The sequence below is a fragment of the Actinokineospora cianjurensis genome (assembly GCF_003663795.1).
In the GTDB taxonomy this organism is placed as follows: domain Bacteria; phylum Actinomycetota; class Actinomycetes; order Mycobacteriales; family Pseudonocardiaceae; genus Actinokineospora; species Actinokineospora terrae.
The window spans coordinates 46,744-72,385 of record NZ_RCDD01000002.1; the positions used below are offsets into that span (position 1 = coordinate 46,744).

Annotated in this window: 21 protein-coding genes and 2 riboswitches; of the genes, 18 read left to right on the forward strand and 3 right to left on the reverse strand. The window is 70.9% G+C overall.

The window, feature by feature from the left end; all coding sequences use genetic code 11:
• The 14 genes from CLV68_RS14920 to CLV68_RS14985 all read left to right on the forward strand — a co-directional run bounded on the left by CLV68_RS14920 (window position 1) and on the right by CLV68_RS14985 (window position 17,134).
• Window positions 1–750, forward strand: a complete 750-nt coding sequence (locus CLV68_RS14920) for an SDR family NAD(P)-dependent oxidoreductase (RefSeq protein WP_121391245.1) — start codon at window positions 1–3, stop codon at window positions 748–750.
• The gene (locus CLV68_RS14925) at window positions 747–1,487 is read left to right on the forward strand and encodes an SDR family NAD(P)-dependent oxidoreductase (RefSeq protein WP_121391246.1); all 741 of its coding nucleotides are present in this window, start codon (window positions 747–749) and stop codon (window positions 1,485–1,487) included. The genes CLV68_RS14920 and CLV68_RS14925 overlap by 4 nt, the downstream gene beginning before the upstream one ends.
• Window positions 1,484–1,849: a RidA family protein gene (locus tag CLV68_RS14930; protein WP_121391247.1), complete on the forward strand. Its 366-nt coding sequence runs from the start codon at window positions 1,484–1,486 to the stop codon at window positions 1,847–1,849. The genes CLV68_RS14925 and CLV68_RS14930 overlap by 4 nt, the downstream gene beginning before the upstream one ends.
• A 76-nt stretch (window positions 1,850–1,925) precedes the next feature.
• Window positions 1,926–2,840, forward strand: coding sequence for a LysR family transcriptional regulator (locus CLV68_RS14935; RefSeq protein WP_121391248.1), 915 nt, complete (start codon window positions 1,926–1,928; stop codon window positions 2,838–2,840).
• A gap of 117 nt (window positions 2,841–2,957) precedes the next feature.
• Window positions 2,958–3,168, forward strand: a riboswitch (cobalamin riboswitch).
• Window positions 3,169–3,274: 106 nt separating this feature from the next.
• Window positions 3,275–5,518 carry a 5-methyltetrahydropteroyltriglutamate--homocysteine S-methyltransferase gene (gene metE / locus CLV68_RS14940; protein ID WP_121391249.1) on the forward strand — a complete coding sequence of 748 codons (2,244 nt, stop codon included), beginning with the start codon at window positions 3,275–3,277 and terminating at the stop codon, window positions 5,516–5,518.
• A gap of 367 nt (window positions 5,519–5,885) precedes the next feature.
• Window positions 5,886–8,654 carry a hypothetical protein gene (locus CLV68_RS14945; protein WP_121391250.1) on the forward strand — a complete coding sequence of 923 codons (2,769 nt, stop codon included), beginning with the start codon at window positions 5,886–5,888 and terminating at the stop codon, window positions 8,652–8,654.
• Window positions 8,651–9,511: a hypothetical protein gene (locus CLV68_RS14950; protein ID WP_246009885.1), complete on the forward strand. Its 861-nt coding sequence runs from the start codon at window positions 8,651–8,653 to the stop codon at window positions 9,509–9,511. Before CLV68_RS14945 ends, CLV68_RS14950 begins: the two co-directional genes overlap by 4 nt.
• Window positions 9,508–10,455 carry an ABC transporter substrate-binding protein gene (locus CLV68_RS14955; RefSeq protein WP_121391251.1) on the forward strand — a complete coding sequence of 316 codons (948 nt, stop codon included), beginning with the start codon at window positions 9,508–9,510 and terminating at the stop codon, window positions 10,453–10,455. The genes CLV68_RS14950 and CLV68_RS14955 overlap by 4 nt, the downstream gene beginning before the upstream one ends.
• The gene (locus CLV68_RS14960; RefSeq protein WP_121391252.1) at window positions 10,455–11,561 is read left to right on the forward strand and encodes an energy-coupling factor transporter transmembrane component T; all 1,107 of its coding nucleotides are present in this window, start codon (window positions 10,455–10,457) and stop codon (window positions 11,559–11,561) included. Before CLV68_RS14955 ends, CLV68_RS14960 begins: the two co-directional genes overlap by 1 nt.
• On the forward strand, window positions 11,558–13,162 hold the full coding sequence (locus CLV68_RS14965; protein ID WP_121391253.1) for an ABC transporter ATP-binding protein: 1,605 nt from the start codon (window positions 11,558–11,560) through the stop codon (window positions 13,160–13,162). The genes CLV68_RS14960 and CLV68_RS14965 overlap by 4 nt, the downstream gene beginning before the upstream one ends.
• A complete protein-coding gene (locus CLV68_RS14970) occupies window positions 13,159–14,040 on the forward strand; it encodes an ECF transporter S component family protein (protein ID WP_121391254.1) in 882 nt (293 codons plus the stop codon). The genes CLV68_RS14965 and CLV68_RS14970 overlap by 4 nt, the downstream gene beginning before the upstream one ends.
• Window positions 14,036–14,187: riboswitch (cobalamin riboswitch) on the forward strand. (Overlaps the previous gene by 5 nt.)
• Window positions 14,188–14,266: 79 nt before the next feature.
• Window positions 14,267–15,289, forward strand: coding sequence for a prenyltransferase/squalene oxidase repeat-containing protein (locus CLV68_RS14975; protein WP_121392287.1), 1,023 nt, complete (start codon window positions 14,267–14,269; stop codon window positions 15,287–15,289).
• A 505-nt stretch (window positions 15,290–15,794) separates the two neighbouring features.
• Window positions 15,795–16,130, forward strand: coding sequence for an STAS domain-containing protein (locus CLV68_RS14980; RefSeq protein WP_121391255.1), 336 nt, complete (start codon window positions 15,795–15,797; stop codon window positions 16,128–16,130).
• Between the two features lie 38 nt (window positions 16,131–16,168).
• The gene (locus CLV68_RS14985) at window positions 16,169–17,134 is read left to right on the forward strand and encodes a helix-turn-helix domain-containing protein (RefSeq protein ID WP_121392288.1); all 966 of its coding nucleotides are present in this window, start codon (window positions 16,169–16,171) and stop codon (window positions 17,132–17,134) included.
• On the opposite strand, the gene CLV68_RS14990 is transcribed toward CLV68_RS14985, so the two are convergent.
• A complete protein-coding gene (locus CLV68_RS14990; protein WP_121391256.1) occupies window positions 17,131–18,060 on the reverse strand; it encodes a hypothetical protein in 930 nt (309 codons plus the stop codon). The two genes, CLV68_RS14985 and CLV68_RS14990, sit on opposite strands and share 4 nt — an antisense overlap.
• Before the next feature lie 612 nt (window positions 18,061–18,672).
• Here CLV68_RS14990 and CLV68_RS14995 point away from each other — a divergent pair.
• A complete protein-coding gene (locus tag CLV68_RS14995; protein WP_121391257.1) occupies window positions 18,673–19,167 on the forward strand; it encodes an NsdA family TPR-like regulatory protein in 495 nt (164 codons plus the stop codon).
• Window positions 19,164–20,054, forward strand: coding sequence for a phosphotransferase family protein (locus tag CLV68_RS15000; RefSeq protein WP_121391258.1), 891 nt, complete (start codon window positions 19,164–19,166; stop codon window positions 20,052–20,054). Before CLV68_RS14995 ends, CLV68_RS15000 begins: the two co-directional genes overlap by 4 nt.
• An 89-nt stretch (window positions 20,055–20,143) precedes the next feature.
• Here the strand turns inward: CLV68_RS15000 and ligA are convergent, their stop codons facing one another.
• Window positions 20,144–22,129, reverse strand: a complete 1,986-nt coding sequence (ligA, locus tag CLV68_RS15005) for an NAD-dependent DNA ligase LigA (RefSeq protein ID WP_121391259.1) — start codon at window positions 22,127–22,129, stop codon at window positions 20,144–20,146.
• Window positions 22,130–22,221: 92 nt separating this feature from the next.
• A complete protein-coding gene (locus CLV68_RS15010; RefSeq protein WP_246009886.1) occupies window positions 22,222–23,751 on the reverse strand; it encodes a S8 family peptidase in 1,530 nt (509 codons plus the stop codon).
• A gap of 465 nt (window positions 23,752–24,216) precedes the next feature.
• Here CLV68_RS15010 and CLV68_RS15015 point away from each other — a divergent pair, with 465 nt between their 5' ends.
• Both CLV68_RS15015 and CLV68_RS15020 read left to right on the forward strand, forming a co-directional pair.
• Window positions 24,217–24,720 carry a toxin-antitoxin system HicB family antitoxin gene (locus CLV68_RS15015; protein ID WP_121391261.1) on the forward strand — a complete coding sequence of 168 codons (504 nt, stop codon included), beginning with the start codon at window positions 24,217–24,219 and terminating at the stop codon, window positions 24,718–24,720.
• Window positions 24,721–24,790: 70 nt separating this feature from the next.
• A complete protein-coding gene (locus CLV68_RS15020) occupies window positions 24,791–25,636 on the forward strand; it encodes a DUF4097 family beta strand repeat-containing protein (RefSeq protein WP_121391262.1) in 846 nt (281 codons plus the stop codon).
• Window positions 25,637–25,642: the final 6 nt, after the last annotated feature.

Consider the following 25,642-nt stretch of genomic DNA (forward strand, 5'->3'; position numbering starts at 1 on the left):
ATGATCGACCCCACCGGCAGGCTCGCGATCGTCGCGGGCGACGCCGAGGACATCGGCTACGCGGTCACCCGCGAACTCGCCGCCGCGGGCATGGTCGTCGCCGTGCTCGACGACAAGGCCGACGAGGTGACCGCGCTGGCCGAGCACCTGCGCGCGCAGGGTGCCCAGGTGCACGCCTTCGTCACCGACTTCACCTCGGCGACCACGCTGTCCGCCACCGCCGAGGAGGTGCTGGCCCGCTTCGGCGCGCCGCGCCTGCTCGTGCACAACTCCGCCGTCTTCCGCATGGTGTCCGTGCTCGACCTGGACTTCGCCGACTTCCGCGCCGAGTGCGACAGCATCCTGCAGAGCGCCTTCGTGCTCTCCAAGGCGGTGTGGCCCGCGATGGTCGACGCCCGCGACGGCAGCATCGTCTACGTCTCCTCCGGCTCGGCCACGCTGGGCTTCGCCGACGAGGCCGCCTACGTGGCGGGCAAGCACGGGCAGGAGGGCCTGATGAAGGTGCTCGCCCTGGAGGGCAAGGAGTTCGGCATCGCGGTCAACTCGATCGGCACCGGCGCGCCGATCGACGGCCCGCTCGCCTACACCTACTCCGACGCCCTGCGCGCGGTCATGGTCCCGCCCGCCGCGCTCGCCCCGGCGTTCGCGTTCCTGGCCGGGATCGACGCGGACTTCGCGACCGGGCAGCGGTTCAACGCCTACCAGGTCTCCGAGGCCATCCGAGTCGCCAGGGAAGGGGTCTCCGCATGATCGACATCAGGGGTCAGGTGGCCTTCCTGACCGGTGCCGCCGAGGGGTTGGGCCGGGAGATCGCCCGCGAGCTCGTCGCGGGCGGCATGCGGGTCGCGCTGCTCGACGTGCAGGCCGACAAGCTCGACAGGCTGGTCGAGGAGCTGCGCGGCGGCGGTGCCGACGTGTTCCCGGTCGTGGTGGACCTCGCCGACGCCGAGGCCACCCGGGCCGCCACCGAGCAGGCACTGGCGCACTACGGCACACCGCGCGTGCTGATCCACAACGCCGCCGTGCTGCGCGAGGTGTCCATGCTGGACGTCACCTTCGACAACTGGCGGCGCGAGGTCGACATCATCCTGCAAGCCGCGTTCGTGCTCACCAAGACCGTCTGGTCGGGCATGGTCGAGGCCAAGGGCGGCAGCGTCGTGTTCATGTCCTCCGGCTCAGCGCTGTTCGGGTTCGTCAAGGAGACCGCCTACACCCCGGGCAAGCACGCCCAGGAGGGCCTGATGAAGGTGCTCGCGATCGAGGGCAAGGAGCACGGGATCGCGGTCAACACCATGTCGACCGGGCGGCCCATCGACACGCCCATGTCGGACTCGCACTACACCGAGGAGATGCGGATCGGCATCGTGCCGCCGGACCGGCTCGCCCCGGCGTTCGCTTTCCTGGCCGGCATCGACGCGGACTTCGCGACCGGGCAACGGTTCAACGCCTACCAGGTCTCCGAGGCCATCCGGGCGGCCAGGCGATGATCTCCACCGACCGCGCCCCGGCGCCCGCGGGCCACTACGCGCAGGCCGTCCGGGCAGGCGGGTTCGTCTACGTCGCGGGACAGGTCCCGCGCGCGCCGGACGGCACGTACACCCCGGGCGACATCACCGCCGAGACCGACCTGGTGCTGCGCAACCTGGCCGCGGTCGCCGAGGCGGCGGGCGGTGGGCTCGGCGACGTGGTCAAGGTGACCGCGTACCTGACCAGGACCGAGGACTTCGCCGAGTTCGACGCCGAGTACGCCAGGCACTTCGGCGCGACCAGGCCCGCGCGCACCACCGTGGTGGCCGGGTTGCGGTCGGTGCTGGTCGAGGTGGACGCGGTGCTGTACCTGCCGGGGTGATCGTCGGTCCACTGTGTCCCGTGCCGGGTGTGCCACCATGGCTGGACCGGCCGGGGCGAGACGGGGTGATGCGGGCGTGCTGACGGTGAGCCTGGCGGGGCTGCGCGCGATCGAGGCCCTGGCCACCCACGGGTCGATGACGGCGGCGGCCAGCGCGCTCGGCTACACCCCGTCGGCCATCTCCCAGCAGATCGCCCGGCTCGGCCGCGACGTGCACCAGCCGCTGGTCGAGCAGCAGGGCGGGCGCACCACGCTGACCGTGGCCGGGCGGATCCTGGCCGAGTCGGCCAGCCGGATCGTGATCGAGCTGGAGAGCATGAGCGCCGAGTTGCAGGCGCAGACCGAGACGGTCACCGGCACGCTGCGCATCGCCGCGTTCCCGACCGCGGCCCGCGGCGTGATCCCGGCGGCGATGCGCGAGCTGTGCCTGGCCTGGCCCGAGCTGGAACCCCGGCTGATCGAGGCCGACTCGCACCGCGCGGTCGAACTGGTCGCCAGGGGCACGGTCGACCTCGGCGTCGCGCACGACTGGCTGGCGATCCCGCTCGCGCTGCCCGACGGCCTGCAGGCCAGGCACCTGGGCAACGACTTCTCTGACGTGCTCGCCCACCACACCCACCCGCTGGCCGACCGCGCCTCGGTCGAACTCGACGAGCTGGCCGACGAGTCCTGGCTCTACGAACCCGGGTCGGTCGCGCACGACTTCCTGCTCAACACCTACCGCCGCTCACCGCACCCGGACCGGTTCACCCACATCGTCAGCGAGTACGCCAGCCAGATCGAGATGGTGGGCGCCGGACTGGGCCTGGCCCTGGTACCGCGGATGGGCCGCGGCACCCTGCCCCCCACGGTCCGCGCCCTCACCGTCAAAGCCCCACCCCTGCGCCGCATCTACGGCGTCTGGCGCACCCCCACCGGCCGCCGCCCAGCACTCTCCGCCGCACTCGGCGTCCTGGAAGCGACCTGCGCCAGGCTTGAACAGGAGCGGTGAGCGTCGGGTCCCGTCGACGCCTGCCGGTGGTTGGCCGCTGACCCGCACCCATCGCAGGGGCACGTCCGGGCGTGGGATGGCGCGTTTGGGCGGTGCCGGTGCGGCTGGGGGTCGGCTAGGGTCGGGGATGCCGATGGTTCGCCGGGTGCGCGGGAGCGCGTCCGGCGAGGCAACAGGGAACCCGGTGGGAATCCGGGACTGCCCCGCAGCGGTGAGTGGGAACGACCGCCGTCAGATGAGCACTGGGCGCGAGCCTGGGAAGCGACGGCCAGTAGGCGTGAGAGTGGTGCCCACGAGTCCGAAGACCTGCCCTCGGTGCGCGCGTCGCTGTGGCGCGCGCTGGTCTGGGGCCTCTCGGGTGGGCCGCCGCCGCTGTGGTCGATGGTGGTCCTCCCGTGCCCTGGGCTGTTCGCCGAGCTCACGAGGAGAGAGCTGTGAACGTTCCCATCGGGTCGACCGTGCTGGGGTACCCGCGCATCGGCGGCAGGCGTGAACTCAAGCGGGCGGTGGAGCGGTACTGGTCCGGCCGTCTGGACGAGGCGGGTCTGCACGACGTGGCCGCCGGGCTCCGCGCGCAGGCGTGGCGCGAGCTGTCGGGGCTCGACAGCGTCCCGGGCAACACGTTCTCCTACTACGACCAGGTCCTCGACACCGCCGTGCTGTTCGATGCCATCCCCGCGCGGCACCGTGACCTGGGCCTGAACGCGCTGGACACCTACTTCGCGATGGCGCGCGGCACCGACGAGGTGACGCCGCTGGAGATGACGAAGTGGTTCGACACGAACTACCACTACCTGGTGCCCGAGGTCGGCCCCGACACCCGGTTCGCGCTGACCGGGGACAAGCCGGTCGCCGAGTACCGCGAGGCGGCATCGCTGGGCATCAAGACCCGGCCGGTGCTGGTGGGCCCGGTGACCTTCCTGCTGCTGGCCAAGCCGTCCGCCGACGCGCCCGCGGACTTCGCGCCGCTGAGCTTGCTCGACGGGTTGGTCGAGCAGTACGCCGAACTGCTGGAGACCCTGCGCGCGGCAGGCGTGGAGTGGGTGCAGCTCGACGAGCCCGCCTTCGTCGCCGACCGCACCCCCGACGAGCTGGCCGCCCTGCAGGATGCCTACTACCGGCTGTCGAACCTGTCCGACCGGCCGAACATCCTGGTCGCGGGCTACTTCGGCGACTGGGGCGAGGCGCTGCCCGTGCTGGCCGAGAGCTCGGTCGAGGCCGTCTCGCTGGACCTGGTCGCGGCCCCCGAGGCGATCGAGCGGGTCTCCCTGCTGCACGACAAGATCGTCGTCGCCGGTCTGGTCGAGGGCCGCAACGTGTGGCGGACCGACCTGCACCGCGCCGCCGAGTTGGGTGCCCGGATCGCCGACACCGGCGCCGTGCTGGCCGTGTCCACCTCGTGCTCGCTGCTGCACGTCCCGCTCGACCTCGACGCCGAGACCGACCTGGCGCCCGAGGTCCGCTCGCGGCTCGCGTTCGCCAAGCAGAAGGTCGACGAGGTGGTCCGGCTCGGCCGCGTCCTGCTCGGCGGGGAGTCCGCCGACCTGCTCAGCGACACCGCCGCGGGCACGGCGACGCGCGACGAGGCCGTCCGGGCGCGGCTGGCCGAGGTCACCCCCGAGCACCGGACCCGCGTGCCCTACCCCGACCGGGCCGACGCCCAGGAGTCCCGGCTGCGGCTGCCCGCCCTGGCCACCACGACCATCGGGTCGTTCCCGCAGACCGGCGCGGTGCGCCAGGCGCGGGCCGACCTGCGCACCGGCGCGATCGACGAGGCGGGCTACGAGCAGCGGATGCGCGAGGAGGTCGAGCGGGTCATCCGGTTGCAGGAGGAGATCGGCCTCGACGTGCTCGTGCACGGCGAACCCGAGCGCAACGACATGGTGCAGTACTTCGCCGAGCGGCTCGACGGGTTCGCCCACACCGAACTGGGCTGGGTGCAGTCCTACGGCTCCCGCTGCGTCCGCCCGCCGATCCTGCACAGCGACCTGTCCCGGCCCGCGCCGATGACCGTCCGCTGGGCCGAGCACGCGCAGTCGCTGACCCCGAAGCCGGTCAAGGGCATGCTCACCGGCCCGGTGACCATCCTCGCCTGGTCCTTCGTGCGCACCGACCAGCCGCTGGCCGACACCGCCGACCAGGTCGCGCTAGCGCTGCGCGACGAGGTCGCCGACCTGGAGGCCGCGGGCATCGGGATCATCCAGGTCGACGAGCCCGCGCTGCGCGAGACGCTGCCGCTGCGCGAACGCGACCGCAAGGCGTACCTGGACTGGGCGGTCGGCGCGTTCCGGCTCGCCACCGGCGGCGCGGCGCCGTGGACCCAGGTGCACACCCACCTGTGCTACTCGGAGTTCGGCGACGTGATCCACGCCATCGACGGCCTCGACGCGGACGTCACCACCATCGAGGCCGCCCGGTCCCGGATGGAGATCCTCGCCGACCTCGCCGCCATCGGCTACGCGCGCGGGGTCGGACCGGGCGTGTACGACATCCACTCGCCCCGGGTGCCCGGCACCGACGAGGTCGCCGGTCTGCTGACCGAGGCCACGAAGGCGGTGCCCGCCACCAGGTTGTGGGCCAACCCGGACTGCGGCCTCAAGACCCGCGGCTACGCGGAGGTCGAGCCCGCGTTGCGCAATCTCGTCTCGGCCGCTATTCGCGTGCGCGCACAGGTCTGACGCCTTGCCGGGGCGGGGTCCACGCGACCCCGCCCCGGCGGGCCCGGATTGCCGAAGAACTTTCGCAGCCGTGCCAACGGTTGTGCGCACGTCACACCGGTGCGGAGACCATTTGGTGGTGTGGAGCCCCGCGATCCGGGTGTTACGCTGCCCGCGCCCGGCTCCACCCGGGCTGTCACAACCGAATAGTCGTTGCCCGCGATGGGGAAGCCGGTCGGAATCCGGCACTGTCGCGCAACCGTGGGCCACACCAGTGGCGAGTCGGACCACCGCGCGGGCAACCAGCAGTCGAACCGCTGTCGCGAGAGCAGAGGTGACATCGGGCGCTGCCGCGTCGGTCTCCCTCCGTGCTCGTCAAGGAGGATGGATGACCGGGGCGTTGAGCAAGGGCCTCCGTCGAGTTGCCGCTGTCGTGGCCGTCGCCGCGCTGGTCACCGCTGGTGTGGCCACCGTCGCCGCGGCCGATGCCGACCGGACCGCCGCGAAGTCCAACTCCCACTGGCTGGCCCGCCAACTTGCCGCCGACGGCACGATCGAGAACCCGCTCGGCGGCAGCCTCCCCGACCACGGCTTGATGATCGACATCCTGCTGGCCGGGTACGCCTCGGGCAACGGCGCCCTCGTCGAGCCGATCGTCACCTACCTCGACGACGAGAAGTTCGCCAACGACTACTTCACCTGGGACGGTCTGCTGCCCGACATGGGCTACGACGCGATCATCCGAGGTGGACAGACGGCCAAGACCCTGGTCGCCGCCGAGGTGTCCGGACGGAACCCGCGCGACTTCGGTGGCTACGACATGGTCGCCGAGACGAAGGCGTCGATCGCGCGCTCCGGGCCGCACAAGGGCCGGATCAGCGACTACTCGAAGAATCCCGAGTGGTCGGAGATGGTCAGCAACGAGGCCAACATGTTCGGCCAGTCCCTCGGCGTCATCGGGCTGGCGGGCGTGGGGGAGAACGACCAGCTCGCCATCGACCGGCTGCTCACCCAGCAGTGCTCCGACGGCTACTTCCGCATCTTCTTCGGCGTCATCCCGACGGCGCAGACCCCGGAGCAGGACGAGGACGTGCTGCCCAACGGCTACAAGTTCTCGACCTGCGACGAGGGCGAGCCGTACGACCAGTCCTCACCGGACGGTGACACCACCGGCCTCGCGCTCTCCGCCCTGCTCGCCGCCCGGCACGCGGGCGCACCCGACCTCGACGACCCCATCGAGCGCGCCGTCGCCTGGCTCAAGCAGAACCAGGCGAGCAGCGGCGGCTGGAGTGGCGGGGTCGGCACCGAGACACCGAACGCCAACAGCACCGGGCTGATCACCCAGGCCCTCGCCGACGCGGGCGGGGCGGACGCCGAGGTGGCCAAGGGCGTGCGGTTCCTGAAGTCCGCGCAGGTCACCGCCGCCGACAAGGACACGCCCATCGCAGGCGAACTCGGCGGCATCGCTTACACCCCTGCGGGCTACGACAGCGCTCGGCGCAACGGGATCGGGAGCGACTTGCCCACCTGGATCCGGGCGAGCGCGCAGGCGTCGTTAGGGCTCTCCCAGGTCGGCTTCTACGACCTCACCAAGGGCAACATCCCCGATGGGGGCGAGGAACCCACGTCTCCGTCCACAACGCCCACGCCCACGTCGACCACCACGCCTGCCCCGACGACCACGCCCGACGTGACGACGCCCAATGTGACAACGACTGAGCAGACGACATCCACCACCGTGGCGCCGGAGACGAGGACGGAGACCGTCACCGCCGCCCAGCGCCCACGCACCAGGACTCCGCGCCCCGTCAGCTCGCGTGCGGGTGCCCAAGCCCCGCCGCCCGCTACCGCGCCGCGGACCGATGTCATCCCGGTTGTCCCGCCACCCGTGGAGACCCCGGCGAGCACCCCCGCGGCCAAGCTCGCGGCCTTCCTGGCAGGCAGGCTCGTCGACGGCGACCACATCGAGGTGAACCAGGACGGAAGGTCCTTTGTGGACTATGACGCCACGGCGGACCTCGTGTTCGGGTTGCGCGCACTGGGCGGCCAGGATGACGCGGTCCAGCAGGCGACGCTGTTCCTCCTGAACGCCGACTCGGTCAAGGCATACGCCCACGGCGCGCCCTACGAGAAAGCCGACGCCGCCTACGCCGAGCCGCTGGCGAAGCTCCAGTTGCTCGGCCGCTTCCTGAAAGCCGACGGCGGAGCACCAGCCGACGTCGACAAGACCGTCAGCGACCTGGCGATCAGCCTCAACGCCCTGCGCGAACCGGACGGGACCTACGTCGACACCGGTGCGCAGGGCGACGCCTCGCAGTCGACCGAACGGCACGTGTGGGTCACCCTGGCCGCCATCGCCGACAACGACGGCACCGCGGCCCTCGGGGCCCTGCTCGGCCGCCAGTGCCGGGACGGCACGTTCCCGGTCGACCTCAGCATCCAGGGGTGCGGTTCCGGTGACCTGGCCGCCACCGCGAAGGCGGTCGTCGCGCTGAATGCCGCTCCGCACAAGGCAGGCACGCCGAACGGCACTGAGTCCACCAGTGCAGAGCCAAGCACCAGTCCAGAGTCAACGAGCCCTGAGTCGACACCGAGCGAGCCGTCGTCGAGCAGCGTCGCCCCGGCAGGGGGCGCGAAGGGGCCCGCGATCCCCACCGGGTGGTCGACCAAGCGGCTCGACGGGCTCGTCGCCGCCGCGGGTGCGCTCAACGCCAAGGTCACCCCGGAGGGCGTCGTCCTGGACGGCAACGCGGGCACGGACACCGTGCTGAGCGCGGTCGTCGCGAGTGGACGGCAGGCGGCGGGCCTGGACGTCAAGTCGACCGCCGCCACCCTCGGCAGCCTGCTGCACCCCGACGGCGGGATGCCCAAGCTGCCCGACGGCGAGAGCGAACTGGTCACCAGCATCGCGGTGGCCCAGGGCGTCGCCGGGACGTCGTGGGTCGGCCTCGACACCGCGCCGATCGCCCCCGTGCTGCGCCTGCCCACGGTCGCGTCGGTCAAGACGGACACCGCGGAACGCGCGCGGGCAGCGGGGGTGGCGAACACGACCGCCGTGTGGGTGGTCGGGATCGGCGCCCTGCTCCTCGTCGCCGCCATTGTCGGCTCTCGCCAGATCACCCGTCGGAACACGACCCGCAAGGCGGTTTCCCCATGAGAAGACTCCCCACCCTGGCCGTCGTGGCGGCGGCGATCGGCGTCGCCGTCCTCGCGCCGACCTCGGCATCGGCGATCGACCCCACCAAGGGGTACGCCGGGATCTGCACCGGCGCCGACGCGCTGAGCGGGGTCACCGTCGTCATCGACTTCAACGAGCTCGACGGCAACGGCGGCACCGCGGCGCCGACGATCACCCGCTGCTCGCCCAACGCGAGCCCCGGCACCCAGCGCACCGGCATCAAGGCGTTGCAGGACGCCGGGATCGCGGTGGCGGGCACCCTGCAGTGGGGGCTGGGCTTCGTGTGCCGCATCGAGGGCAGGCCGTCGTCGACCGAGACGATCCCGCGCACGTCGGCCCCGACCTACAAGGAGTCCTGCGCCATGACGCCGCCCGCCGAGGCGTACTGGGGCTACTGGCACGCCAACGGCGCGGGCAGCACCTGGACCTACAGCAGCTACGGCGCGCTCAACCGCAACGTGACCCCGGGCGGGTTCGAGGGTTGGTCGTACTCGCTGAACAAGACCTCGACCACCAACCCGGCGCCGGGCGTGACCCCGACCAACCCGGCGGTCAGCGCGAGCAACCCGACGGTCAGCCTGTCCGTCGACGATCTGGACCGCAAGATCACCCTCGGCCAGAGCACCTCGCTGACCTGGACCTCCACCAACGCCACGGGTGTGACCGCGTTCTCCACCGCGCCCGGCTCCGGCGGCGGCACCTGGACCGGCTCGCTCGCCAACCCCGGTGGCACCCAGTCGATCACGCCGACCGCGAAGGGCACCTACGTGTACACGGTCCAGGCGACCGGAACCGGCGGGTCGGTCTACTCCACCGCGACCCTGACGGTGCAATGACCCGCAGGCTAGCGAAAGCACTCTCGGCCGTGGCGGTCGCCGTTCTGGCGACCGCCACGCCCGCGTCCGCCATCGACCACAGCAAGGGCCGCCCGGGCTTCTGCAGCGGCGACACGGGTGTCACCGTCGTGGTGGACTTCCAGCAGCTCGGCGGCACCACCATCGTCCGCTGCTTCCCGGGGGCGACTGCGGGGACCGGCCTGGATGCTTTGAAGGGCGCGGGTTTCCAGGTTGCCGGGGTGCAGCGGTGGGGCGAGGCGTTCATCTGCCGGGTGGAGAACCGTCCGTCCGCTGTGGAGGTCGTGCCGGTGAACGGGCGCGAGAAGTACCGCGAGCTGTGCCTCGACACCCCGCCGGCGGGCGGCTATTGGTCCTATTGGCACGCGGGCAACAACTGCTCGTGGACCTACAGCCAGTGGGGCGTGAAGAACCGGCAGTTCATCCCCGGCGGGTTCGAGGGCTGGTCGTACTCGCTCAACGCGACCGCCGACTCCAACCCGGTTCCCCGCGTCGCACCTGTTCGCCCTGGCACGGAAGGGCGGCTGTGCAACGCGCCCGAGGAGGTCAAGCCGAACACCAACGACCCGAACGAGCGCCAGCAGCCCGCGCCACCGGCGGGGGAGCGGCCCCGCGCGGAAAGCCCGGCGACCACTCCAAAGCCTGCCCCAGGTACTCCGGAGCAGGCTCCCGCCCCGACTGAGGCGCCGGTGTCGAGCGAGCGGGTGTTGCCGCCGCCCAAGCCGCGACCGTCGTCCGCCAAACCGGATCCCGCGCAGAACGTGGCCTTCACCGGCGGCGAGGGCGCGGCGGACGTCAACCAGCTCATCAAGGACCAATCCGGCTCCAGCGACTACGCGCCCTGGGTCGCGGCGGGTGCCGTGGTGCTCCTGGCGGGTGCGACGGTGTTCACGGCCAGGCGGCGCCGACGCGCCAGGGAGAGCTAGTGGCCGGTGCCAACTACTTCCTGCCCCGCGACCTGCACCCCGGTGCGTGGTGGCTGTGGGCGCTCGGCCTGGCGGTGGCGGCCGGCCGCACCACGAACCCGTGGCTGCTGCTGACGATCCTGGCCGTCGCGAGCTACGTCGTGGTGGCGCGGCGGACCGACGCGCCGTGGGCCATGGCGTTCCGGATGTACCTCTACCTCGGCGCGTTCATCGTGACCTTCCGGGTGCTGTTCCGGATCGTGTTCGGCGGCGCCGAGGGGTCGACGATCATCCTGCGGTTGCCGGAGATCCCGTTGCCCGCGTGGGCGGCGGGGATCCGCCTGCTCGGTGACGTCTCGGCGGAGTCGGTGCTGGGTGGGCTCTACGACGGGCTCAGGTTGGCCACCATGGTGATCTGCCTCGGCGCGGCGAACGCGTTGGCGAACCCGAAGCGGCTGCTGAAGGCCATGCCGCCCGCGTTGTACGAGGTCGGAACGGCGGTGATCGTGGCGATGTCGGTGTTCCCGCAGTTGGCCGAGAGCGTGGTGCGGGTTCGGCAGGCCAGGAAGTTGCGCGGTGGTCACGGCGGCAAGCGGTTCCAGGCGCTCCGGGCGGTGGCCATCCCGGTGCTGGCTGACGCCTTGGACCGGTCGCTGCGGTTGGCCGCGTCGATGGACTCCCGCGGATACGGTCGGGCGGGTGTGGTGGCGGCACGGACCCGGCTGGTCACCGGGACGTTGATGATCGTGGGGCTCATCGGGGTGTGCGTCGGTGTTTACGCCACTTTGGACGGTTCGACGCCGCGCTACCTCGCCGCTCCTGTGTTGTTCAGCGGTGTTGTTGTCGCGTTGATCGGGTTCCGGACGGCGGGGGCGAGGGTCAAGCGCAGCCGGTACCGGCCGGAGCGTTGGCAGCTAGCGGAGGTCGTCGTGGCGGCCAGCGGTATCGGGGTCGCCGTCGCCCTGTTCGCCACGTCGAGCGTCGACCCGACGAACCTGAACCCGTCGCTGGTGACGTTGTCGTGGCCGATGCTGTCCTGGTTGCCGCTCGGTGGCGTCCTACTGGGACTGGCACCCGCCTTCCTGAGCCCGCTGCCGCGGCCCGAGCTGGAGGGTATCCCCGCGTGATCGACCTGGACGGTGTCTCCTTCTGGTACCACGGCCAACCCGAGCCGGTGCTGTTCGACATCACCCTGTCGATCGGGGAGAGCGAGCTGGTGCTGCTGGCCGGGCAGACCGGGGCGGGCAAGTCGACGCTGCTGGGGACCATCAACGGACTCGTCCCGCACTTCACCGGCGGTCACCTCGAGGGGGCGGTGTCGGTGGCGGGTGTGTCCACGCGGTCGGGGCCGCCGCGTGAGTTCGCCCACCTCGTCGGCATGGTCGGTCAGGACCCGTTGGCCGGGTTCGTGACCGACACGGTCGAGGAGGAGTTGGCCTACGGCATGGAGCAGTTGGGGGTCACGCCGCCGGTGATGCGTCGCCGGGTCGAGGAGACGCTCGACCTGCTTGGCATCGCCGAGCTCCGGCGGCGGGCGTTGCGAACGTTGTCGGGTGGTCAGCAGCAGCGGGTGGCGATCGGCTCGGTGCTGACCATGCACCCCAGGGTGTTGGTGCTGGATGAGCCCACCTCGGCGTTGGACCCGACGGCGGCAGAAGACGTGCTGGCCACCCTGTCGCGGCTTGTGCACGACCTCGGTACGACGGTTGTGCTTGCCGAGCACCGGATGGAGCGGGTCATCCCGTTCGCCGACCGGATGCTCTACATCCCTGGGGATGGCACTGTGCGGGACGGCACGCCCGCCGAGGTGCTGCGGGAGACGCCGGTCGCCCCGCCGATCGTGGAGCTCGGGCGACTGGCGGGCTGGGATCCGCTGCCGATGACGGTACGGGACGCGCGCAAGCAGGCCGGTTCGCTGCGGTCGCGCCTGCCCGAGACTCCTGCCCAGGGCTCGGTGGTGGTCGGCGAACCGTTGCTGAGCAGCACCGGTGTCGTGGTCCGATATGGACAGACCGTGGCCGTGCGGGGTGTGGACCTCGATCTGCGCGCGGGGGAGGTCCTGGCCATCATGGGCCGCAACGGATCGGGCAAGTCGTCGCTGCTATGGGCCTTGCAGGGCTCTGGCCCCAGGCAGGGCGGCGCGGTTCATGTGGACGGCTCGGACCCGAAGGCGTTGCCGAGCGCTCGGGCTCGCAAGCTGGTCGGGCTTGTGCCCCAGACCGCGAGTGATCTGCTGTACCTGGAGACCGTGGCTGATGAATGCGCCGCGGCTGACCTGGAAGCCGGTGCTGAAGCGGGCTCCTGCCAGGCCCTGCTGTCGCGGCTCGCCCCGGGGATCGCCGCTGATCGGCATCCCCGCGACTTGTCCGAGGGCCAACGGTTGGCCTTGGTGCTCGCGGTGCAGCTGTCGGCGGCGCCACGGGTCATGCTGCTGGACGAACCGACGCGCGGTCTGGACTACACCGCGAAGGCTTCTCTTGCGCGGATCGTGACCTCGCTGGCCGCTGAGGGGCACGCGGTCACCATCGCCACGCATGACGTCGAGTTCGTCGCCACCGTGGCGCACCGCGTGATCGTGATGGCCGAGGGGGAGATCGTGTCCGACGGCTCGACAGCCGAGGTGCTCACCGGCTCGCCCGCCTTCGCCACCCAGGTCGCGAAGATCCTCGGCCACGGCTGGTTGACGGTGTCCGAGGTCGCCGCGGCGTTGCCGCAGGTGCTCCGATGACCGCCATCCGGCAGTGGGGGCGTTCCGACCAGGTTGTGCGGGTCGGGCCGCGGTCGGCGCTGGTGCTGGGCTTGGCGTCGCTCGCCGGGTTGATGATGTTCGTGTGGCCGCTGCTGGTGCGGGTCGAGCCGCAGAGCATGCAGCACGGGCCCGACGCGCCGTTCCTCTTCATCGGGATCCTGCCGGTGCTGATCGTGGTCGTGCTGGCGGAGCTGTCCGAGGGCGGGATGGACTCCAAGGCGCTGGCCATGCTGGGGGTGCTGTCCGCGATCAACGCGGCACTGCGCCCGCTCGGCGCGGGGACGGCGGGCATCGAGACGGTGTTCTTCATGCTGGTGCTCTCGGGGCGGGTTTTCGGCGCCGGGTTCGGGTTCGTGCTCGGGTGTACGTCGCTGTTCGCCTCCGCGTTGCTCACCGCTGGGGTGGGGCCGTGGTTGCCGTTCCAGATGCTGTGCTCGGCGTGGATCGGGATGGGCGCGGGGTTGTTGCCGCGCAGGGTCACCGGCAAGGCCGAGATCGCGATGCTCGTCGGGTACGGAATCGTGGTCGCCTACGTGTTCGGGTTCCTGATGAACCTGTGGTTCTGGCCGTTCATCACCGGCGCCGAGGTGCCGTACCACGACGGCCACATCTCCTACGTACCAGGCGATCCCGTGTGGGAGAACCTGCACCGGTTCGCGGTGTTCACCCTCCTGACCTCCACGGCGGGCTGGGACACCGGGCGGGCGATCACCAACACGGTCGCGATCCTCGTCGTCGGCCCGGCGGTCCTGGCGACGTTGCGGCGGGCCGCGCGCAAGGCTTCTTACGGTGTGGCGCCGACTTTCGGCACGCCGTTCCTGCCGGAGGGTGAGCGACGCCACCGGATGGCCGATTGACCGTGGCGGTGGGACTGCGAGACTGACCGCACAACCGAACAGCGCTCGGCGGCGGGGGAAGTCCGGTGGGAATCCGGCACTGACCCGCAACGGTGAGCCACCGCACAGGTGGCGAGTCCGACTACCCGTCCCGAGCGTCAGAACTCCCTCACCCGTCGTGGTTCGCGGTCCGGGGAACCGGCGCCGGTGGCGCCTGTTCCGGTCCGCGCTGCCCGGAAAGGTCCACATGAGACTCCGTTCCGCCGTGCTCGCCCTCGCTTGTGCCGCCGGTGCGGTGGTCGCCGCGCCCACCGCGCAGGCAACCACCACCCACAACCGCGCCGACGCCGCGTCCGGCTGGCTCGCCCGCCAGTTCGTCAACGGCGACCACCTGGAGACCGACTTCGGCGGCACCAGCTACCCCGACGCGGGTCTGACGATCGACGCCGTGTTCGCGTTCGCCTCCTCGGGCACCGCCAACGACTACGGTGCCGCGGCGCTGACCTGGCTCGCGCAGCCCACCGTGCTGTCGGGCTACATCGGCGACGGCACCGAGGCATACGCGGGCGCCACCGCGAAGACCGCGCTCGCGGTGCAGGTCCGCGGCGGCAACCCCACCAGCTTCGGCGGCGTCAACCTCATCACCCGGCTGAACTCGCTGCTCACCCCGTCCGGCCGGTTCTCCGACCAGTCGATCTACGGCGACTACAGCAACGCGTTCACCCAGTCCCTCGCCGTGATCGCCCTCGACCGCACCGCGGCAGGCGCCCCCGTCTCGGCCGTGAACTTCACCGCAGGCACCCAGTGCCCCGACGGCGGCTTCCCGATCGTCTTCGGCGCCCCCACCTGCGCCAGCGACACCGACGCCACCGCCGTCGTCGTCCAGGCGCTGCTCGCCACCGGCCGCACCGCCGCCGCCCAGCAGGGCCTGACCTGGCTCAAGTCCAAGCAGCAAGCCAACGGCGGCCTCGCCTACGGCGACGGCTCCGGCACCCCCAACACCAACACCACCGGCCTCGCAGGCCAGGCGTTCCGCGCGGGCGGCCGCCTCCCCGCCGCCCTCAAGTCCCGCCAGTACGTCCTCTCCCTCCAGGCAAACTGCACCGCCCCCGTCCCCGACCGCGGCGCCATCGCCTACGACTCCACCGGCCTCAACCCCAGCACCGTCACCCGAGCGACCGCCCAAGCCACCCTCGCCCTGCGCGGCGCCCCCTTCGCCACCCTGACCTCGACAGGCTCCACGAACGGCGCACCCACCCTCGCCTGCTGATAGCACACTCGCTCCCCGATGCCTGGTTCCGCCCGACTCCCGGAGCGGAACCAGGCATCGCGATTCCTAGGCGTCGTCGGCCTGAACGGTGGAGCCTGCGTCAAGGCTGACGGTTGCTCCTATCGCGAGTTCGTTCAGCGCAGGCACCGGAGGACACCGGCGACCATGTCTGAGTGCTCGCCACTGAACCATCCGATCGACCCGGACAAGCCTTGGCGGTGGCGTGTTCAGCCACGACGCCTTCGCGTCAGCCGGCCTTCGTGACCCGACCTGGGTCAGATGCCCGTTCACCGCCCTCGCCTTCTGCTGCGGAACACGCCTTCGGATCCACCGACAGCGGGCGATCGTCGAGCAGCAGGCGAGACTGGTCAGTCAGGTCGGGGCCTGTTCTGCTCGTGTGTGAGGCGTCTCGGTATTCGGGAGCCGCCGGGTGTTGGGTAGTCTTTGTCCGACCGGTGGGTTGAGCACACAGCCTGCGTAGCGTGGCCAGCCATCGGGGGTTCGTGTGGAGTTGTTCAGTGCCAGGATCGAGGACCAAGGCACCCACGTCGTGTTGAGTGCGGTCGGTGAGATCGACATGGCCACGGCGCCGGATTTCCGGGTGGCGCTGGCTACCGCGGCGGCGCGGGCGGAGCGGTTGGTCGTGGATCTCACGGGGGTGCGGTTCCTGGGGTCGGTGGGGATGACCGCGTTGATCGAGGCGTACGACCACGCGCAGCGGGACGGGGTGGCGATCACGTTCGTCATCGCGGCGCGCAGCACCGTCCAGCGGACGTTGGAGATCACCGGGCTGCTCGGGTCGTTGCCGGTCGTGCACACCCTGAGGCAGGCTGACGGCTAGCCATGGGCCAGAGGTGGCCATTCGCCTACACTGCCGTGATGGACACGTTCGACGTCGGGTTCCTGGAGCCGATCGGGCTCGGGCGGGTCGAAGGGGCCGTCTACCTGCGGCTTCTTCGGTCGCCGAGGGCTGATGCCAGTGAGCTCGCCGCCGACCTGGACGTGTCCGGGAGTCGGTTGGGGAAGGCGATCGGGAACCTGGTCGCCGCTGGGTTGGTCGCGAAGCTGGCGGTGCGCCCGGTGCGGTACGTGCCTGCGCCGCCGCAGGTGGCCATTGACGCGTTGGCGTTGCGCAGGGCGGAGGAACTGGACCGGCTGCGAGCGACGGCCCGGGATCTCGCGGCGGCGTACGAAGAAGCGCCGCGGGGGCACGCGGCGGACCTGATCGAGCTGATCGAGGGTGGATCGGCGGTGCGCCACCACATCGCGCAGCTGCAACTCGCCGCGCAGGAGGAGGTGCTGATCATCGACTGCCCGCCGTACCTGGGCGGCACCCCGGAGTTCAACGTCACCGAGCTCCAAGCCCTCCAGCGCGGCGTCGCCTACCGCTCGATCTACCACATGCCACTGCTCGACGACCCGGCCCGCCTGGCGCAGGTCGCCACCTACACCGAGGCGGGCGAGCAGGCCCGCGCCCTGGTCGATGTCCGGATGAAGATGATGATCGCCGACCGCCGGGTGGCCCTGCTGCCGCTGAGCTCGGACGAACCCGACACCGGCGCCCGCATCGTCGTGCACCGCTCCCCGCTGCTGACCGCGCTGGTCGCCTGCTTCGACCTGCTGTGGGACCGCGCCACCCCCATCGGCACCGCCCTGCGCGGCACCCGCCGCGACAAGGAGATGCTGGCCCTACTCGCCTCCGGGATGAAGGACGCCGCGATCATGCGCTCGCTCGACATCACCCAACGCACCATGACCCGCCGCATGACCGAACTCCTCGACGAACTCGGCGCCGCCACCCGCTTCCAAGCAGGCATCCAGGCCAACCGCCGCGGCCTGGTCTAGCGGCCGAACATCGCTTCTGCCAGGTCACGCACCGAGGCCATCACGGAGCGGTCTTGCTTGGGGCGGGGGAGTGGCAGCATGAAGCGGATGTCGTCGTCGGAGGCGGGATGGGCGGACTGGGCGGCGGTGCGAAGGGTGTCACGGTCCACGGTGCGGGAGGCGCTGATCTGAGTCTCCTGGGTGCCGATGACCCGGATGTACTGCTGGGTGTCGTCGAAGAGCTCGTAGCGGAGCGTGGGTGACTCGGTCTCACAGGTCAGCGCCCCGTAGGTGCACTGACCCGGGGTGGTTCCCAGCGGCGGGCCGACGGCGATGTAGCTGGAGCCCGACCTCGACGAGAGGTACCAGGTCCTCTGCTGGGGCACAGGTTCGTAACCGGGCACCGCAGTCACCATGAGCGACGACCGGTCCACTTGCGCCGCGGCGATGCGCTGGTCCACATCGGAGGGCACGGCCCCGGCGAGCGCGTGCAGTAGCACCAGACTGACTGCCACGAACACCACCAACGACCCAAGCGCCAGGTACCAGCGCCGCAACAACACCCCCGCCACCAGCGCGAACGGGACGACCCCAAGCAACAACCACAGCGGCTGAGACTGACTGATACCGAGGTGCACCTCGTCGGTGATGTCCCACGCGAGCAGCCACAGCCCGAACCCGATGCCGCCCACGAGAGCAGCCCATACAAACCGTCCACCCCGACTCGACGGCAACCACGACGCCTCGGGTGCCACGCGCGTCACCGCCATCAGGACCACCACGAACACCGCGAACAGTGCTGGGCCTGCGATGAGCAGCGCGGAGCCACCACCGAACATCGCGACAACCCCGAAGCTGACGGCGAGCGGCGCCAGGAAGGCACCCGCCAGCCCCGCCAACCCGACCCGCGCCAGCGACCGCTTGACAGACTCCCCAGCCCCGTTCACGCGGTGACTGTCGCATGTGCACCTTGCTCGGGCATCCGTGGAACTACTCATGTGGTGGCTCTCGTGCTCGCCTGCGGCGTCGACGAAAACGCCTCGCCTGCGGCATTGGCCTGGCGCGAGTTTCGAACTTTGCTCGATGCGGCGAACTTGTTTTGCGCGGGGCCCCTGAACTACCCGTGGCAGGACCGCAAAGCAGGGGCCGAAGAGCTATGGCCCTGTCCGCGAACGACGCTACGGGCAGTCCTCCCCCACACAAAACAAGTCCGCCCCATCGAGCCGGGTTGGCACCAGCGGATCCGAGGAGCGCGTGGTGGCCAACGTTGTAGAGGAGGCGGTTGTAGGCCAACGTCTGGGAGGGGCGTGTTGGGACCAATGCCTGCGATGGGCGCGTGGTTGGCCAACGTTGCAGAGGGCATGTGAAGGCCGCTGCGTCGGCAAGCTCGAACGCGGTCACATTCGTTGGCCACAACTGGCCTACCGGAAGGCATTGCGAGCGATTCTCGGCGTTCGGACGGACGCGGAGATGGGCTTCAGCCGAAACCAGCTCAAGAAGGCTAGCCCCGAAGGTGTGAAGCGCAGTGACTTCCTTCGTGCGACCGCAAGCGTGGCGGTATGCTGTTGACCGCCCGCGCCCGCGCACTGGCCAAGCTCAAGCAGGTGCCCGACACGATCAGGACGATCGGGCTCGCCGATGAGCAGTTCGCCAACTCGACGCCCCACAACGGCCCGGCGTGGATGGCGTACTACGACGCGGCTCAGCACGCCGGAGACACTGGACACGCCCTGTTCGACCTCGCCATCCACGGCCGGTTCGGACAGGAAGCGACCACCCGGCTGGGTGCGGCAGTGCACGGGCACTCCGATGCCTACGCCCGATCACGGGCCATCTCCGGCATCAAACTCGCCTCGCTGACCATCCGCGTCGGTGACCCGGACGAGGCCGTTCGGATCGGGTCACGTGCTCTCGGCGCGATGGGCGCCATCACGTCACGCCGCGCCTCCGACGATCTCCTGGAACTGCGCGACTTCGCGATCACTCACGCCCACCGCACCGACGTGGACGGACTTCGGCACGCCATCAACGAACGGCTGATGATCACCCGGTGACCGGGGACAGCGAGGTCATCCGGGCGGCACTACAACGCGCCTGCGCACACCTCACACTGGACGCCGTGGGTGCGACCTTGGTGCACTCGGGCGAGAACACGATCTTCGCGCTCCCGTCGCGGGTTATCGCTCGCGTCTCGCGGCCCGGTCAGGTAGCGGCAGCCCGCAGGGAAGTCGCGGTCGCGCAGTGGATGCTGGAAGCGGCGATACCAGCGGTCCGCCCGCTGGAAGACCTCGATCACCCCGTGGTGGTAGGCGATCGCGCGGTCACCTTCTGGCACGAACTCCCGCCACACCGCCACGGACAACCAGCCGAAATCGCCCAAGCGCTCCAACGACTCCACAACGCCAAGCCACCCGAGGAACCACGGCTCGGCGAGATCGACCCCTTCGTCCGACTGCCGGAGCGCATCCAGGCCGCCATCACCCTGACCCCCGACGACCGCGCCTGGCTCGACACGCGGCTCGACGAACTCACCCGTCGCTGGGCCAAGCGCCCCGCCGGGGACCCGCTCTGTGTCGTGCACGGCGACGCCTGGAGCGGCAACGTCGTCGCCACCGACTCCCACGTCCTGTTCCTCGACCTCGAACGCACCGCCCTCGGACCACCCGAGTGGGACCTCGTCCACACCGCTCTTCAGCGCCACTCGCTCGGCAAGATCCCAGCCTCCGACTACACCACCTTCTGTGAAACGTACGGCCGAGACGTCACCGAATGGGCCGGGTACCCCCTCTTGCGAGACATCCGCGAACTCCGCATGACCACCATGGCCGCACAAGTAGCCGCCAACCACCCCGACATCGAACAGCAGGCCAACCACCGAATCGAGTGCCTACAAGGCAAACACGGTCCACGACCGTGGTCCGGCTGGTCCCCGGTGACCTAGCCATTCACCGAGGTCACGACCGGTGCGACGCTCCCGTGAACCGAGTCACGACCGGCAACCACGCGGATCACGAATCCGGGCGACTGGGACTAGACGATTCCGGCGGCGATGAGTAGTTGCCAGATCTCGCCTTGGTCCACGACCGCCACCTCGTGCTTCTCCGCCTTGGTCAGCTTGCTCGCGCCCACGTCCGCGCCGGTGATCAGCATGTCGGTGCTGGCGGACACAGAGGACGCGGTGGTGGCGCCCGCCTTCTCGCACAGGCGCTGGAATGTTGGGCGGGGCACCTTCTCGCCGGTGCGCGGGTCGTTGATGGCGCCCGTGACGACCACTGTCTTGCCCGCCAGCGGGGCGTCCGAGGAGATGACGGGGGGTAGGTCCTCGTCGCGGACGTCCAGGGAGACGCCCAGGTCGCGCAGGCGCTCAAGCTCGGGGCGGAGTCTTGTCAGGTGCTCGGTCAGGGAGGCGGCGACGCGGGGGCCGATGTCTTCGACGGACACCAGGCGCTCCACGTCGGCGTCGGCTACTTCTTCCAGGGAGCCAAAACCGGCGCGGCACAGGCGGGTCGCGGTGCCCTCGGATGCCATGGGGATGGCCAGGCCGATCAGGGCTCGGCGGAGGCCGACCGGGCGGCTGGCGGTGATCGAGTCGATCATGCGGGTGGCGGAGACCTCGCCGACGCGGTCGAACTCCAGGAGTTGTTCCCTGGTCAGGGTGTAGAAGTCCGAGGGGTGCTCCAGGATCCCGGCCTCGGCGAGCCGTTCGATCCACACCGGACCGACCGCCTCGATGTCCGCCGCCGCGCGGGACGCCCAGTGCACGAGCCTGCGGACGGTCTGCGCGGGGCAGGCGACGTTGGTGCAGAACAGTTCCCGGCTGTTGCCCTGCTCGATCAGCCCCTGCCCGCACGACGGACACTCCGACGGCGGCACGATCTCCCGCTCCGCGCCCGTGCGCCGGGACTCGTCGAGCACCCCGGCGACGAACGGGATCACGTCCCCGGCCCGGCGGACCAGCACCGTGTCGCCGATGCGGATGCCGCGCGCCTTGATCACCTCCTGGTTCGCCAGGGTCGCGCGGGTGACCGTCGTCCCGCCGACGAACACCGGTTCCAGTTGGGCGACCGGGGCGATCTTGCCGGTCTTGCCGACGTCCCACAGCACGTCGGAGAGCACAGTGGACTTCTCCTCGGCGGCGAACTTGAACGCCAAGGCCCCTCGCGGCGAGTTCGACCGCGTCCCCGCCGCGGCGTAGGCGCCACGGTCGGCGAGCCGCAGTACCGCCCCGTCGAGGTCGTAGTCCAGGTCGTTGCGGTGCTGCTCGATCCCGGTGATCACCGCCTGCGCGGCCTCGGCCTCGTCGCAGTGGCGCATGTCGGCCGCGGCGAACCCGAGTGTGGTCAGCCCCAGCTCCAGGTCCGCTTCGGCGGCGGAGGCGTCCAGGTCGAACGCGAAGAAGGTCAGGTTTCGGCCCGCGACCGTGGCCGGGTCCTTCGCCCGCAGGGTGCCCGCGGCGGCGTTGCGCGGGTTGATCAGCGGCTTGTCCGGGTGCGCGGCGTTGTAGGCGGTGAACGTCGACCGCAGCATGACCGCCTCGCCGCGCACCTCCACCACCCCGGGCGCGTCGATCCGCGACGGCACCCCGGCGACCAGCGCCCTGACCAGCGGCGTCACGTCGTCGCCGGTCGTCCCGTCACCCCGGGTGACCGCCCGCAGCAGCCCGCCGTCGCGGTAGACCAGCGCCAGCGACAGCCCGTCCAGCTTCGGCATCACGACCACCGGCTGACCGGGGAACCGCGCGAAGAACGCCGCGACCTGCTCGGCCTTGGTCGCCTTCTCCAGCGACAGCATCGGCCGCGAGTGCCGCACCGGCGCGTGCAGCACCGCGGGCGCGCCCACCTGGTCCAGCGGGTTCGGGTCCGGTGTCAGCTCCGGGTTGGCCTCGATCAGCCCGCGCAGCTCGTCCTCGATGCCGTCGTACTCGGCGTCGGCCACCAGCGGCGACCCCCGGTAGTAGGCGTCCCGCAGCACCACGACCTGGTCGGCGAGCTCCCGAATCCGTCCCTCAACGTCCACGCCCCGAACGCTACCCACCACCCCCGACACCGCACGACTCCGATGAGGCCGTGCACGCGCCCTCACCCGAGGACGCGTGCACGGGTCACAGGTCAGGAGCTGGTGTAGCCGAGCAGGCCCTCCGAGGTCTGGCCCTCGCAGTCGCTCTGGTTGGACTCCATGTGGTCGCCGTTGGCGCGGACGAGGCAGCGGTAGAGGCCGATGGTGAAGGTGCCGGTGGGTGCCGAGTGGACGTAGCCCAGGACGCCGAGGCGGCCGCGGCCTTCGCAGAGGGGGTCGAGGGAGGTGAAGTAGTCGATGTAGCTCCAGTTGACCTGGCAGCGGTACAGCGCGTGCGTGCCGGGCTGCGGGGTGACGTAGACGCCGCCGAGGGGGCCTTCGTAGCGGTAGCCCGCGCCCTGGGCGGTGGTGGCGGTGACGTGGTCCTTGCCGTTCCAGTAGCGGCCGAGGGACTTGATCGTGGCGGTGGGCGGCGCGGTGCCGGTGTAGAGCAGCCCGGAGACCGCTCCGCCGTCGGTGATCTTCTCCGGGGTGGCGGCGGCGAGGAGACCGGCCTGCACGGCGGCCGGGGTGGCGCCGGGGTTGGCCGCGACGTACAGGGCCGCGGCCCCCGCGACGTGCGGTGACGCCATCGAGGTGCCGTCGAGGGACGTGGCGTCGGTGTCCGAGGTGTACCAGGACGAGGTGATGCCCGCGCCGGGTGCGTAGATGTCGGTGCAGGTGCCGAAGTTGGAGAAGCTCGCGCGCCGGTCGGCGGTGTCGGAGGCGTTGACGGTGATGGCCTCGGCGACCCGGGCCGGGCTGAAGCCGCAGGCGTCGGCGGCGGAGTTGCCGGAGGCGACCGCGTAGGTGATGCCGGAGTTGATCGAGTTCCGGATCGCGTTCTCCAGCGGCACGCTGGCCGCCGACGCGGTGCCACCCAGGCTCATGTTCGCCACGGCCGGGCGCGTGGCGTTCGCGGTGACCCAGTCGACGCCGCTGATGATGGCCGCGTAGGAGCCGGAGCCCGCGCAGTTGAGGACCTTGACCGCGACCAGCCGCACGCCCTTGGCCACGCCGTACTGGGCGCCGCCGATGGTGCCCGCGACGTGCGTGCCGTGCCCGTTGCAGTCGGTGTTGTTGGTGTCGACCGCGTTGAAGCCCCAGCTCGCGCGGCCGCCGAAGGTCGTATGTGTGGTGCGGATACCTGTGTCGAGGACGTACGCGGTCACACCCGCGCCGGTGCCGGTGTACTCGTAGGTGCCGGACAGCGGCAGGTTGCGCTGGTCGATCCGGTCCAGCCCCCACGACGGCGGGTTCGGCTGGATGTCGGACGCCCGGACCACGCCGTTCTCGCTCACCGACGCCACCGCCGGGTCGGCCGCCAGCCTGCGCGCGTTCGCCGCGTTGGTGGTGACGGCGAACCCGCGCAGCGCGTGCTGCCAGGTCTGGGTGACGCTACCGCCGTAGCGGGCGGCGAGGCTCGACGCGGTCTGCGCGGCGGACACGGCCCCGGTGTCCTTGAGCACGACCACGTACTGGTCCGGCACTGCCTCCGCGGCACGGGCCACGGTGGCCTCGGCCGCGTTCGCGCTCACCGGCCCGACGGCCAACGCCGCCGTCACGACGGCCGCGGTTCCCACCGCCCGCCACAAGAACCCGCCACGCCGACGCCCGATCCGTTGTGCTGACAACACTTCCTCCTGTGCCTGGGTCACCGACCACCCGGCCTCGGGGCGGTCCGGGCACCGAGCCTGCATCAGTCGGGGACCACTTCCATAGCGCCCATCCGACTCACACCACCGGCGGCAGGACACCCCTGACGGCGCAACGCCGTCGCACACCGCGACCGCTCAAACCGTTGCCTGCAAAGCAAAACGCCCGCCGCGGCCGCCGACCCCTAAAGGACTGGACCACCACGGTGATTACGGCCCGGTACCCGTAACACGACGCCGCGCTGCCGCATGCCAATCCGTGCCGCCGAGAGGTCGTCATACCACGCGTTCACCCCGCCCGGGCGCTCTGGAGTGGCCCGTTCGCCAGCCCGCGAAACCAGCCTTGAGCCACGATGGCTTGCACTGGTGCCACGCGTGTGCCACAGTGGTGCCATGGATCTGACCCCGTACGTGAGCAACCTCGGCCGTGAGTTCGCCACCCTCGCCGAAGCGGGTGGCGACGAGGCCCGCGCGCTGGTCGAGCAGCTGACCGGGGCGCTGGAGTCGGCGATCAGGATGACGCTGCTCGACGCGCTCTCGGCCGCCACGGACGAGATCACCCGCGACCTGGCTCCCGGGTCCGTGGAGCTGCGCCTGCGTGGCCGCGACCCGAACTTCGTCGTGACCGCGCCACCCGTCGGTCCGGCCCAGGACACCACCGAGGACGACACTGTCGACGGTCCGCTGATCGCCGAGGACGGCCCAAGCTCGCGGATCAACGTGCGCCTGCCCGAGCTGCTCAAGACCGCCGTCGAGGAGGCCGCGGCCAAGGAGGGCCGCTCGGTCAACGCCTGGCTGGTCCGCGCCGCCTCGACCGCCCTGCAGCGCTCCGAGCAGCGACCGGAGCCCCGCACCGGCAAACGCACCCAGCAGCGCATCACCGGCTGGGTCCGCTGACCACACCGCTTTCCACTCACCCCCACTGACCTGCGGTAACGCGCCACCGACACCCGACTAGGGGACAGCCATGCCCACATTCGACACACCCGAGCCCATCGCCATCACCCTCGAGCTCGGCACCGGAACCGTCCGGATCACCGCAGGCGACCGCGCCGACACCACCGTCGACGTCCGCCCCACCGACCCCAACGACGAGTCCGACGTGCAGGCCGCCGAGCGGGTCCGGGTCGACTACGCCAACGGCGTGCTCCAGGTCGTCGGCCCGAAAGCCCGCGTTTTCGACTTCTCCCGCAAGACCAGGTCGGTCGACGTCACCATCGAGGTCCCCACCGGGTCCCGGCTCTCCGGCGACGTCCGGATGGGCGACCTGACCACCACCGGCGTGCTCGGCGAGTTCCGCTACAAGACCTCGGTGGGCAACGTCCAGCTCGAGCGCACCGGACCGCTGCGGGTCGACACCTCCGCCGGTCACGTCACCGCCGACGGCATCGCGGGCGACGCCGAGGTCCACACCGGCACCGGGCGGGTCCACCTGGGCAGCGTCGACGGCTCGCTGGTGGTGAAGAACTCCAACGGCGGCACCGAGATCGGCTCGGTCACCGGCGACGTCCGGGTGCGCTCGGCCAACGGCGACATCACCGTCGAGCAGGCGGGCGCCGGCGTCGAGGCGAAGTCGTCGCTCGGTGCCATCCGGGTCGGCCGGATCGCCCGCGGCTCGATCGAGCTGGGCACGGCGATGGGCGACCTGGAGATCGGCATCGCCGAGGGCACCGCCGCCTGGCTCGACGTGAGCACCGGGTTCGGCCAGGTGCGCAACCTGCTCACCGACGCCACCCGGCCCGAGGAGTCCGACGAGACCGCCGAGGTGCACGCGCACACCTCGTTCGGCGCCATCACCATCCGACGTTCCTGATCCCCG